Below are 13,558 nucleotides of genomic sequence, written 5' to 3' on the forward strand. Positions count from 1 at the left end.
GGTTCAGTCCTTCGTTGTGGTTGTCGTTGTTGTGGTCGGGGCGCTTTGTTGCGATGAGCTGGCAGGCGCCACTTTCACTGGCATACCGCTGCGCAGTTGACTGGTATTGCTGACTGCCACTCTGTCCGCTCGGTTCAGCCCGGATTGCACGGGGTAGAAATTGTTTTGAAGTTGACCCAGCTTCACCTTGGTCTGCATCACGATTGGTGTTGCGGGGGGCAGCTTTTCCAGTGTTTTCTTAGTTGCTTCTGGAACATTCGCTGAGGCTTTGATCCCCGGCAGGGCTCTGCTCAGCGGGATCAACTTGTAAACGAAAGGTTGTTCCGCTTGCATCATCACCGCCTGAACAGGCACAGCGAGAGTTTGCTTGCTTCCAGTGATGATTGCGCTTTTCACGAATTGTCCGGTCTTCAGCTGTTCGGTCAGATTGGGGAACTCCGCTTTCACGAGCACGGTGTTGGGTGCACTGGAACTACTGCTCGTCCCGAAGTAGGGGGAGATGAACACCACTGAACCCTCTCCTTGCACAGGGGGATCTCCCTGTGAGACCACCTTCACGCTCTGGCCGATCGCCACGTCTCCTGCATGAGTGGCTGGTATCTCCATCAAGGTCCAAAGGTTTGAGTTATTCACGATGCCGGTGATGTCCTGCCCGGTCTCGATGTAATCGCCGAGCTTCACCCTGTCGAGATTGCCGATGACGCCGTCGATCGGTGAACGCACAAATTTGTATCCGAGGTTTGCTGCAGCGGTGCGTGCCTGATCGCGAGAGGTGATCGCCTGGGTGGCGTACTGGTCTCGCAGTTCGGCTGAGGTCGCTCCGTTCTGGAAGAGGAATTCGTACCGTTCGGCATTGAGCCTGTCGGTCAGGGCTTGTGCCTTGGCGGCATCCAATGCAGCGCTTTCCTGCACGTTGTCGAGTACAAGAATCGGCTGACCGGCTTTGACTTGCTGACCCTCCTTAGCCAGCACCTGGACCACACGACCCTCCGTCTCAGGTTTCAGAGCCACAGTGGTGGTGGACTCCAGCATGCTGATGGCCTGGATGTTGGGTTCAAAGGTGGCGTCGCTGATCGTTGCCGTCTGCACTGTCAGCATCGATCGCGCAGCTTGCTTGGGCTTGCCGCAGCCTGTGACCAGTGCCACGGCGGCAAGAGTGCACAACACGGTTCGCCGCACAGAAACCCACTCAGATAGGCCGGACCTTACCGGTTTTTGCTCAGTCCGCAGCGCATCAGAGGGCATGCCTGCACATTTCTGCTGGCCGGTGATCGGGCAGGAAGCAATGGATGATTCCGTTGATCCGATTGAGATGGTGGATCAGCAGACCTGAGCAAGAGATTGTTGTCGGGTTGATCAGACTGTTTTGCACAGTTTTTCCACAGGACTGCAGCAGCAGATCTCAGCTGCGGGACTGGCTTTTGGTTGAGGCAGGGGAAAAGTCCTTTCCTCGCTTGCTGACAGCTGCGCCAGTCGTTTCTGCTTGTGAACTGTTGCTTGCGTATTCAGGCAAAAGCCAATGCAGCACATGCTTCTTGCGATCCGTATTTTTGCTTGAAAAAAAAAGAGCTGTTTTCACAGTTCGTTTGTTGGCGTGGCCTGATGAAGGGGTTGACAGCTCATGGCCTGAGTTGCGCGAGACCCCGGATGCGATGCCCGTCCTCGTCAGTGTGGAAAATTATTGGGCGTCGGATGGTCGTCACGCCCTGGCGCAGGCTGCCATTGCAGGATGCTTGTTTCAGCAGGGTTGCAACCGTCGGTGGTGCGTCATGACCTCGGCGTTCTGTTCCGTTGCGAGTTCTGCATGCTTTGAAGGACCGATCCAACAACTAGCGCATGTTGTGTGTTGCTCTGAAGCGACCCTCCGTAGCCGAGCGGGAGAGTGGAACAGGATGGAGTGCCTTGCTCATCCCCCCTCCTGTGACTTAGGGGTCTTGCTGCGGGTATCGAAAGCATGAAAGAAGCAGCAATCAGACTGTGATAAGCCTCACTGCCACTCTTTGGCCAAGAGCAGCTTGCACAGCGCGAACTGGTGTAGATCGATCCGAAGACCTTCTTGCCATCGTCGAGAACAGCGTGAGGAATCACCTGGAAGCCGGCACAGTTCTCTAAGGACGAGAGCTCCCCTCCGTGGTGATGGCCGCGGCCTGCAAAGCCTTGGAAGCTCCCATGAACATCGAGGCGAGGGCCCTTGGAGTGGCGGGACTGCTTGAAGATCTTTCTATCCAATAAGGTCTTCCGGGCGAAGGATTGAACCGGTATGCCTCATTGATGAACTGATGGGGCGCTGACTCTTCCAATCACAAACGCCAATACCTCTTGTAAACCCCACCTGGAAGACGCCCCCCGTTGACCGCCAAGGTCAGAGAAGCGCAAATGATGATTCAAGGGTTATCGGTCTGTGGTGAGCCACATCAATAGCGACGGTGAGTCCAAGGAACTGATCTCTTTATGGCTCCATTGCTTATTGCCGCTGGATCGATCGGAAGTGGGTTCAAGCAAGGCTGGAGAACGCTCCAGAGATGTTCTGCCTCCTTGGAGGACAGCTCTAAATCACCAGTAAAATCCTGTTAATCCGATGATTGACGACATGACAGATTTGATCGTAATCCAAGAGCTTTCAGCGGCTGGTCGTCATCAGGAATGTCTACAGGCTTGCCAAAATGCCTTACAGGTTAATCCAGAAGAGGCCTATGCCTATAAATACACAGGTAAGTCCTTACTGGCTTTAGGGCAATTCGAAAAAGCACAGCAATGCCTAGTAAAAGCTCATCAACTCGATGGGAGCGATCCAGAAATTGTTAAAGACATTGGCAATATAGCCTTGAAGCTTGGCAACCAGAACGCCGCACTTGGATGGTACGAAAAAGCGTTAGAAGTCAATAATAATTATGCTCCTGCTCTCAACAATCTCGCCAATCTCAAACGGCAGTCAGGCAACAATCAAGAAGCTGTCGATCTATTCAAGCGAGCCATCTGGTCAGACCCAAAATTGATCCAGGCATACATAGGAGCAGCAGCCAGTTTTCTGGCGATAGGTGATATTGATCAAGCCGAAGCATTCGCAAATCAAACCCTAGCAATCAACGAAAGCACCCCAGGAATCAATGAAATTCTTGGCATTATCTCTCAAAACAGAAGCAAGCCCGATCAAGCTATTGAGTGCTATCAGAACGAGTTAAGAATTAATCCCAAATCTAGTAACTCATTGCTCAATTTAGGGCTTCTGCTGCTTCAGAAGGAACAGCCTTCAGCAGCGGTGGAATCACTCTCAAAGGCATCAGCTCTTGCTCCAAGCGAGCAGTGCTCACTTTATTTGGCGCAGGCCTATCAAAACCTAGGGCAATTCAAAGAAGCAATTATTGAATATAAGAAAGTAGATATTAACAAATCCAAGAACAAGATGATTCCTTTCAATCTTGGACTCTGCTTGCTCAATATCGGAAATAATATCGATGCAATTGAAGCGTTTAAGATTGCCGTTCAGCTTGATGAGTCATTCATTCCCGCCTGGGGAAATATAGGTACTGCTCTTGTAAATGAAGGGAGGCACCAAGAAGCCCTAACAACAACACAAAAAGTTCTTGATCTAAGTCCTGAAAACCCAGGTGCCTACATGAACCTGGGCGGGATCTACAAAGAACTTGGCCAGCTCGATCAAGCGCTTGCAGCAACCCTGAAGTCCCTAGAGCTCGAGCCTGAAAACTCCGATGCTTACATTAGCTTGGGTGGGATTTATAAAGAGCTCGGTCAGCTCGATCAAGCACTTGCGGCAACCCTGAAGTCCTTAGAGCTCAAATCTGATAACCCCACTGCCCAAATGAACCTGGGCACTATCTATCAAAACCTCGGAAACCTTGACCACGCTCTCACCTCCACTCTCAACTCCCTAGAGCTACAACCAGATAACCCCGCTGTCTACATAAACCTGAGCGGTATCTACATGGATCTCGGCAATCTTGATCAAGCTCTCACCTCCAATCTCAAATCCTTAGAGCTCAAACCAGATAACCCCGCTGCCCACATGAGCCTGGGCAGCATCCACAAAGCACTCGGAAACCTTGATCAGGCGCTTGTCTCAACCCTCAAATCACTTGAACTCAAAGCAGACAACCCCACTGCCCACATGAACCTTGGCAGCATCTATCAAGACCTTGGCAACACTGATCAAGCTCTCGCCTCTACTCACAAGTCCCTAGAGCTCAATCCTGATAACCCATATGCGCACATGAACCTTGGCAGCATCTATCAAGACCTCGGCAACACTGATCAAGCTCTTGCCTCCACTCGCAAGTCCCTAGAGCTCAATCCTGATAATCCAGATGCCCACATGAATCTAGGCGGTATCCACAAAGAACTCGGCAACCTTGATCAAGCACTCACCTCCACTCGCAAGTCCTTAGAGCTCAATCCTGATAACCCAGATGCCCACATGAACCTGGGGGGTATTCACAAAGAACTCGGCAACCTTGATCAAGCACTCACCTCCATTCTCAAATCCCTTGAGCTCAAGCCTGATAACCCCACTGCCCACATGAACCTTGGCAGCATCCAAAAAGAACTTGGGAACCTTGATCAGGCGCTTGCCTCAACCCTTAAGTCCCTTGAGCTCAAAGCTGATAACCCAAGTGCCTACATGAACCTTGGCAGCATCTATCAAGACCTCGGCAACACTGATCAAGCTCTTGCCTCTACTCACAAGTCCCTAGAGCTCAATCCTGATAATCCAGATGCCCACATGAACCTAGGCGGTATCCACAAAGAACTCGGCAACTTTGATCAGGCTCTTAGCTCAACCCTCAAATCACTAGAGCTCAATCCTGATAATCCAGATGCCCACATGAACCTAGGCGGTATCCACAAAGATCTCGGCAACATTGATCAGGCTCTTGCCTCCACACTTAAGTCCCTAGAACTAAAGCGTGAAAACTCAGCAGCATTATGCAAACTTGGCCTGATTAAGATGACTTTAGCGCAGACCAAAGAAGCAAGAAAATATCTATTCGAGGCGATTTCACATAACACTCAAGAGTGCGAAGCGTACTTCTCACTAAGCCATATGCTGGAGAAAGAAACAGACGCAGAGGCGCTCATTGAATTAATCAAACAAGTCAATACATCTCGCCTCACTCCGAAGACAAGATCATTTATCGAATTCGCACTATCAAACTGCTTCCACAAGCTAAAAAGATACGATGAGGCAACAAATCACCTGAAAGCAGCAAATCAAAACAAATTAAAATTACTTCCTTCGGACTCCGAATTCATCCAAAACGAAATATCGAGAAATCTGACGAACTTCGAGCCTTTAGAAATAACAACCATGGATAAAAATTGCGGGGAAGGAAGGATTTTCATTGTTGGCATGCCCAGAAGCGGTTCGACATTACTAGAAACAATATTAAGCATGAGCCCAGAGATCAAAGATCTTGGAGAAAGCAGATCTCTAACAAAAGCAATTGCAAAATTCAAGCAACAGAAACGATGCAAATCTGACAATCTAAGTCTCGACAAATTGTACGCACAGATGGAATGCATAAGCAACACAGACTTCAAGTTCACGACCGACAAAAACTTGTACAATTTCATGCACATCGACTGGATTGTCCACCACATGCCTAAGGCCAAAATCATTCACTGCCGAAGAAATCCAATGGACAACATCCTTTCAATGTACAGAAGCAATCTTTCCACTGGAAACAATTACACAGCGAACCTAGAAGACGCAGCAACGGTGCTAATTACACAAGAGAAAGCCATGCAAGACCAAAAAAAGAGACATCCTGAAAAAATATTTACTTTTGATTATGATCAATTCGTCAACGCACCCAAAGCGAATCTAGCTAAGCTCCTAGAATGGCTAGGATTAAAATTCAATGAAAGCTATCTTCACCCAGAAAAAAGCATTAGAATCGTAAATACAGCCAGTGTTATGCAAGCAAGGAAACCCATTAATAATAAATCCGTGGGCGGCTGGAAAAGCTATAAAAACCTGCTCAAGCCAGCAATAATAATTATACAAGAAAGCGGAATTTCAATATAATGCAATCAAGCTACAATTGAAAAAAATAATTGCCATGCGGTTTCCCCATTTGCTATCAAGCACGATGTCAGCCAAATTAAGATAGCACTGAGGTAGATCGAAGAAGGTAAAAAAATTAGTTGAATCTATTAGACATAATACTGAAGAATACACCGCTTATTTCATATTAAGCCAGGCAACAGATATAACAGAAGAGGCACAAGCACTCCTTGAGTCGACAAAGCAAGTCAACACATCTCGAGCGACACCAAAAGCAAAAACACAAATAGCATTTGCAAAAGCACACTGCTTTCACAAACTCAAGGATTTCGAAAAATCAACCAAACAGCTATTATTAGCAAATCAAAACAAATTAATCACATTCACCTCTAACGCTCACAAGCTTCTACAAATGTTAGAGGATAATCTTACACGTCAAGAATATCTTGACAGCAACCCACTAAATACTAATAGCGGCAAAGGAAGAATATTTATTGTTGGTATGCCGAGAAGCAGTTCTACGCTGCTAGAAACAATCCTGAGCACCAACCCTGCAATCAAAAATCTAGGAGAAAGCCGATCTCTCGAAAAGGCAATTGTTAATATCGAACAACTTCCAGAACCTGAATCCAGCCGACAGAAACTCAATGACCTTGGTTCAAAATTAGAGCCGATCGACAATATCCAATTACATACACAGTAGACATACGATTATATATTTTTTCTATATAAACTGGATCACTAATTACATGCCAGAAGCTAAGATTATCCACTGCCGCAAGAACCCAATGGGCAACATACTTTCCATGCATAGAAGTAATCTTACCCCCACAAACAACGGGACATCCAACATTGAAGATGCCGCAAATGTGCTTACTGCACAAGAGCAAACAATGCAAATCCACAAGAGAATCCATCCCGATAAAATATTTGCCTTTGGTTACGACGAGTTTGTCAATGCACCCAAGGAAACCCTCACAAAACTTCTGAGATGGTTGGAGCTAGACTTTAGTCAAAGCTATCTTCATCCGGAAAAAAGCACAATAAGCGCAATAAGCATAAACACAGCGTGTGTTTTACAAGCAAGAAAACCTATCAGCAATAAATCTGTGGGGAACTGGAAAAACTATAAAGACCTACTAAAGCCCGCAAAAAAATTTTTCTAGAAAGCGGTCTTCTGAACAATGAAAAGGCAAAGACGAGCTGAATTCAAAACAAATTAACCAAAGACAATTCGAAAAAATTGCAAATCTATTTTACAGCCAATAATGTTGCTTACTCGCAAGCCAGAACGCTTCGCGCGCGACGGCGTAAATCAATTCTTATCAATTAGAAAATCTCAAAGGGAGAGAATAGCAACGGCTATGTTTTTCAACAAAAACTAAATCATACCAATCGATGCATATCTATGCAGATTTCAATCAGATCAATGGCGTAACACCATAATAATTATGCGTTTGTCAGCAACAAAAAGAATCCTTCGCAAGCTGAGGGGGCAACAGACAGAGTGGAAAGAAGCTGAGAAAGCCCAAACACAAATTCAGATGCTGAAAAAGTCATGCGTGATATAATTTTGCTCTCGAACTCCCAGCAAAAGTCAACAAAGCGTTCGGCAATCATGAAAGAGCCCGACACCTTTTCAATGAATCAAGTAGATGCTCATAAACCCAACTCTCTACTAGCAAGCTGAATCACAGGTGATTAGCAAAAATCAGCAGCAGATATTGAGCTCGAATCCACAGGAGACCTGTAACTGAAGGTGGTCAGCATGCATTTTGCAGAAGCTGGATTAAGTAATTTCCATAACCACTCTTTTTCAAAGGTTCAGCCAAAGCCTTTAGCTGATCAGCAGAAATCCAGCCATGCCTCAAGGCCACCATTTCAGGGCACACCTCACTAATCATATGACAATAAGCTTCATCACAAGTTCGCAATGATCGATAGCAAAACAGTCATTACCGGCATTTTTAACTTGTATCAGATGGCCGCTCACACCAACGACGGAACAGTGCTGTTCATTGGCTCACCCAAGCTCGGTGCTCTCTGCACCCAAGGTATGGATCGCATGTGGCGCGATGCCGAGCTAAGGATCAGGCCATCAACACATCGAAGTTTGGAACGGCAGCGAGTCAGATGCGGAATTGGACAAATGAGGGACTCAGAGCGGCTTCCGAGGTGTCTTAGCATGCAGCAGAAAAATGGCTCAGACGATGTAAATTGCTCTTCAAATAAGGGGTGGTGGAAGCCGTAAATGAATCTAAAGACTGTTCGAGAGCTTTCATCCACTGGTTGCCATCAGGAGTGCCTAAACGCTTGCCAACAACTTCTCCAGAGCGAGCCCGAGAATTCTCTAGGATGGAAGTTCGCGGGGAAATCATTGCTCGCTCTAGAGCAATTCGAAAAAGCACAGCAATGCCTGGTTAAAGCTTATCAACTTGACGGCAGCGATCCAGAAACAGCTAAAGATATTGGTAGCATATTCTTGCGTCTAGGCAATCAGAATACCGCACTTGCATGGTACGAACAAGCGTTAGAAATAGATAATGACTATGCACCCGCACTTAATAATATCGCTAATATAAAGAGAGATTTAGGCAGCAATCATGAGGCAATTGATATGTACAAAAGGGCTATAGAGATTGACCCAAAACTAATACAGGCGTACAAAGGAGCAGCGATAAGCTTTGTTGTACTTGGAGATCTAGATCATGCCGCATCATTCGCAAAACAAGCCTTGGCAATCAATGCAAGTACCCCAGGAATAAACGAAATCCTGGGCATCGTCTTCCAAAATAAAAGTAATCCCGGTCAAGCCATTGAGTACTATCAGAAAGAATTAGAAATCAATCCTAAAGCTAGTAACTCACTTCTAAACCTTGGCTTACTGCTCCTACAGCAAGGAAAGGCAGCAATAGCAATTGAACCACTTTCGAAAGTAGCAGCTATTAATCCCGACGAGCAATGCTCACTTCTACTTGCTCAATCATATCAAAACGTCGGGGAATTTAAAAAAGCAATTACTGAATACAAAAAGCTAGATCTAAGCAAATCTCAGAACAAAATAATTCCATTCAACCTTGGGCTCTGTTTACTCAACATTGGCAGCAATATTGATGCCATAGAGGCCTTTAAGATCGCCATTAAGATTGATGAGTCGTTTATTCCTGCATGGGGGAGTATTGCAACCGCTCTAATCAATGAAGGGAGGCATCAAGAAGCTCTAGCAGCAACAAAAAAAATTCTTGACCTAGATCCTAATAATCCCACTGCACTCACTAATCTGGGCGGAATCTACAAAAATCTAGGCGACCTTGATCAAGCTCTCACCTCCACTCTTAAATCTCTAGAGCTCAAGCCTGATAACCCAGACGCCCACGCGAACCTGGGCAGCATCTATCAAGACCTCGGCAACCTTGATCAAGCTCTCACCTCCACTCTCAAATCCCTAGAGCTCAAACCAGATAACCCTGCTGCCCACATGAACCTGGGCGGGATCTACAAAGAGCTCGGTCAGCTCGATCAAGCACTTGCGGCAACCCTGAAGTCCTTAGAGCTCAAATCTGATAACCCCACTGCCCAAATGAACCTGGGCACTATCTATCAAAACCTCGGAAACCTTGACCACGCTCTCACCTCCACTCTCAACTCCCTAGAGCTACAACCAGATAACCCCGCTGTCTACATAAACCTGAGCGGTATCTACATGGATCTCGGCAATCTTGATCAAGCTCTCACCTCCAATCTCAAATCCTTAGAGCTCAAACCAGATAACCCCGCTGCCCACATGAGCCTGGGCAGCATCCACAAAGCACTCGGAAACCTTGATCAGGCGCTTGTCTCAACCCTCAAATCACTTGAACTCAAAGCAGACAACCCCACTGCCCACATGAACCTTGGCAGCATCTATCAAGACCTTGGCAACACTGATCAAGCTCTCGCCTCTACTCACAAGTCCCTAGAGCTCAATCCTGATAACCCATATGCGCACATGAACCTTGGCAGCATCTATCAAGACCTCGGCAACACTGATCAAGCTCTTGCCTCCACTCGCAAGTCCCTAGAGCTCAATCCTGATAATCCAGATGCCCACATGAACCTAGGCGGTATCCACAAAGAACTCGGCAACTTTGATCAGGCTCTTAGCTCAACCCTCAAATCACTAGAGCTCGAGGCTGATAACCCCGGCGCTTTGGACAATTTAAAAGGGTTTATAGACCAGCTCACACTCAACTCAGCTAATGCACAGAATCTTACAAAAGCTTACGAACTACTGATTAATTTAGAGAATATCTCCCACTCCAAACTTTCAACAGTTTTCATTCAAGCCTTCCTTCCAGCCATTCAAGAGGCTGCAAAATTTGAGCCCATTATCTCAGCGGAGAATAATGCTCTCACCAATCTCGCTGCAGATTGGCGACTAAGAAAGTCTCTTACAATGCTTATCCCGCCTCATCAAGATATTGAACACTTTTTGACACGCCTTAGAAAAGAACTAGTAGGACTAGCATCTAATCAGAAGAAGATTCCAGAGAACCTAAAAGGGCTCACGGAAGCATTAGCCACGCAGTGCTTTCTGAATGAATACGTATACGAGCAATCACCAGTAGAAGAAGAACTAGTAAATCAACTGCTGCCTGGCTCAGGCTCAAATCAGGAGGAGGCAATCAATCAATTCCTAGCTATTGTCGCCTGCTATATGCCCATCTATCAGCTAAGCTTCAATCAAGGTTGGATAGAAGATTACCCAACCGCTACATATGAAAGCAAAACGCTCATCGAAAGTCAACTGCAGCAACCTCAAGAAGAGAAGAGGATTAAAGCCACAATCCAAGATGATTCAGAGATATCCGATGCCGTCTCAAAAAAGGTACAAAACATGTATGAAGAGAACCCATATCCTAGATATCGATATGCAGACTTTACAGATAAGAAATTAGCAAAGAGCATATCTAAAGCAATTGGAATCGAATCTACTAAGAAGAATCTTCAATTCTCAGAAGCACTCGCTAGCAATCATTCGCTACCAAGGATACTGATTGCAGGCTGCGGTACTGGCAGCCAAGTTATTTCTTCTAGTCGCTATAAGAATGCACAGATTACAGCTATCGATCTAAGCAGTAGCAGCCTGGCATACGCTATCAGGAAAGCTAGAGATTACGGGATGGAAAACGTAGACTTCAGAAAAATGGATTTATTAGACGTAGCAGCTCTTGAAGAAGCATTCGATACGATTGAATGCAGTGGTGTTTTACATCACATGGAAGATCCCGCAAAAGGGCTTTCAGCGTTAACAAAACAACTAAAGCCTGGGGGCTATATCAAGCTTGGATTATATAGCGATATCGCGAGGAAAGATATTGTGATTGCACGAAAACGAATTAAGCAGCTAGGCCTGAAAAGTACAGCAGACAGCATCAGAAAGTTTCGCCAAAAAGTCCTAAAGGGAGAATTCAAAGATCTAACTAATCTGCCTAGCTCTGGGGGTGATTTCTATTCACTCTCGACGTGCCGCGACCTCTGCTTTCACGTTCAAGAACATCGCTATACAACAGAAAAACTCCGAAGCCTTTTAGATTCTCACGGTCTAACTTTCTGTGGCTTTATGGTATCAAGAAACGTCAAGAATCTCTATCAAGAGCAATATCCAGAAGATAGTGATATGATTTCATTCGCCAATTGGGGGAAATTTGAAGAAAAACATCCCTCAACCTTCGCGGGCATGTATCAGTTTTGGGCATACAAGCTTTCCTAAACAAACCACCAGAGCAACACCCTAAGATGTAATTATTAATCAAATATTATCCACAAAGCCAATTATCAATGCTCATAAATCGAGCTCATACCGCTTTGACACTACCTTTATCTGTGAATCAACTGCTCACCAGCAGAAGACCCGAACTTGTATGACTGTTACGGTAGGAATTCTGTCAGCTTCAGGGAGATGTTCTATAGGCGAACGAAATAGTCGATTCGGGAGTGGCAAAATAGCCCAGGAATGCAAGCCATTCAAGTCAATGACATACAGGTATCGAAGTGCTGTTCGCTTCACACTCAAATCAATTCCCGGAGCATGGATTAGGCCTGATCGCTGAGCAGCTGGCTGTAGCAAAGCGAAGGATCGGCCTAACGCTATAAAATCTGCAGCTCAAACACTGAACAGTGTTCTGGCGAAACGAATGAATACTGTTGTCGATATTCGAATGCTGATGGGATCCAAGCTTCCCAAGGAGGTACTTTTCGGAAGTAGTGGATCTGCTCGAATTGCGACCACCATGTCGCTATTGAAAACTAAAATGAGCAATCGACTCCTAATATCGTCATCACGAACCGTCGGAACTGGCAAGGGGAGACAAGCTGCATCACAAGTCATAGTGATCGACCACAAAATAGCCATCACTGACGGCTTTAAATGGTCGTAGGCTGTAGCAAACACCAATAATGAAAGCTGCAGAAGTTCACTCAACCAAGTTGACGGTTCACTTGACACGCAAGATGAACCAAATATATGAAGTGCTGAGATGGATAGTTCAAAAAGGATTCGTAATAAACTTAAGAGGTAACAGGCCAAGTGTAGATGTGGAATAAAAAGAACCTGAGAAAGCCAAAACATAACTCCAAGTTCTGAAAAGGGCTCGCAGTAAATGGCATGTTTTGCCAAACTTCATCGAAGGCAAAAGATCAAACGCCAAACGAACGCATCAAGAAGTCAAGAAGCAATCAGACAATCACTTATTGTTATAGAAAAAGTGAGACTTTAAAAAGCTAAGACTCTGCCACTAGAAAAATGGAAACATTTCAGGCAAATAGTTTTGCTCTCGGACTCCTGGCAACAATTGAAAAATGTTCAGCGACCATGAAAGAGCCTTACAAATTTTCAAAGAATCAATCATACACTCATGAGCCCAACCCTCTAGAAGCAGATAAAATATCAGTGGATTAGCAAAAATCAGCAGCAGATATTGAGCTCGAATCCACAGGAGACCTGTAACTGAAGGTGGTCAGCATGCATTTTCCAGAAGCTGGATTAAGTAATTTCCATAACCACTCTTTTTCAAAGGTTCAGCCAAAGCCTTTAGCTGATCAGCAGAAATCCAGCCATGCCTCAAGGCCACCATTTCAGGGCACACCTCACTAATCATATGACAATAAGCTTCATCACAAGTTCGCAATGATCGATAGCAAAACAGTCATTACCGGCATTTTTAACTTGTATCAGATGGCCGCTCACACCAACGACGGAACAGTGCTGTTCATTGGCTCACCCAAGCTCGGTGCTCTCTGCACCCAAGGTATGGATCGCATGTGGCGCGATGCCGAGCTAAGGATCAGGCCATCAACACATCGAAGTTTGGAACGGCAGCGAGTCAGATGCGGAATTGGACAAATGAGGGACTCAGAGCGGCTTCCGAGGTGTCTTAGCATGCAGCAGAAAAATGGCTCAGACGATGTAAATTGCTCTTCAAATAAGGGGTGGTGGAAGCCGTAAATGAATCTAAAGACTGTTCGAGAGCTTTCATCCACTGGTTGCCATCAGGA

General features: G+C 45.8%; 5 protein-coding genes and 2 pseudogenes. 6 read left to right on the plus strand and 1 reads right to left on the minus strand.

Annotated features, from left to right (window positions below; all coding sequences use genetic code 11):
• Positions 1-3 precede the first annotated feature (3 nt).
• Positions 4-1,167, minus strand: a complete 1,164-nt coding sequence (locus SynBIOSE41_RS00600; protein ID WP_255475883.1) for an efflux RND transporter periplasmic adaptor subunit — start codon at positions 1,165-1,167, stop codon at positions 4-6.
• Positions 1,168-2,590: 1,423 nt separating this feature from the next.
• Here SynBIOSE41_RS00600 and SynBIOSE41_RS00605 point away from each other — a divergent pair.
• From SynBIOSE41_RS00605 to SynBIOSE41_RS18275, 6 genes and pseudogenes are all read left to right on the plus strand, one after another.
• Complete coding sequence (locus SynBIOSE41_RS00605; protein ID WP_186539238.1) at positions 2,591-6,043, plus strand: tetratricopeptide repeat-containing sulfotransferase family protein; 3,453 nt, start codon at positions 2,591-2,593, stop codon at positions 6,041-6,043.
• Positions 6,044-6,434: 391 nt separating this feature from the next.
• Positions 6,435-6,725 (plus strand): sulfotransferase, encoded by a 291-nt coding sequence (locus SynBIOSE41_RS00610; RefSeq protein WP_186539239.1) that lies wholly within the window; start codon positions 6,435-6,437, stop codon positions 6,723-6,725.
• Between the two features lie 10 nt (positions 6,726-6,735).
• Positions 6,736-7,188: a sulfotransferase gene (locus tag SynBIOSE41_RS00615; RefSeq protein ID WP_255476079.1), complete on the plus strand. Its 453-nt coding sequence runs from the start codon at positions 6,736-6,738 to the stop codon at positions 7,186-7,188.
• A 758-nt stretch (positions 7,189-7,946) separates the two neighbouring features.
• A pseudogene (locus SynBIOSE41_RS18270) lies at positions 7,947-8,273 on the plus strand (hypothetical protein); the annotation flags it as partial.
• Positions 8,274-8,399: 126 nt separating this feature from the next.
• Positions 8,400-11,774, plus strand: coding sequence for a class I SAM-dependent methyltransferase (locus SynBIOSE41_RS00625; protein ID WP_186539242.1), 3,375 nt, complete (start codon positions 8,400-8,402; stop codon positions 11,772-11,774).
• Positions 11,775-13,181: 1,407 nt separating this feature from the next.
• Positions 13,182-13,508, plus strand: a pseudogene (locus tag SynBIOSE41_RS18275) (hypothetical protein); the annotation flags it as partial.
• Positions 13,509-13,558: the final 50 nt, after the last annotated feature.

This window comes from Synechococcus sp. BIOS-E4-1 (assembly GCF_014279995.1).
In the GTDB taxonomy this organism is placed as follows: Bacteria; Cyanobacteriota; Cyanobacteriia; order PCC-6307; family Cyanobiaceae; genus Synechococcus_C.

What these genes read in the sequence shown, in the direction of transcription:
- SynBIOSE41_RS00605 (WP_186539238.1), top strand. Translation starts at nt 2,591, where the DNA reads ATGACAGATTTGATCGTAATCCAAGAGCTTTCAGCGGCTGGTCGTCAT.
- SynBIOSE41_RS00610 (WP_186539239.1), top strand. Translation starts at nt 6,435, where the DNA reads ATGTTAGAGGATAATCTTACACGTCAAGAATATCTTGACAGCAACCCA.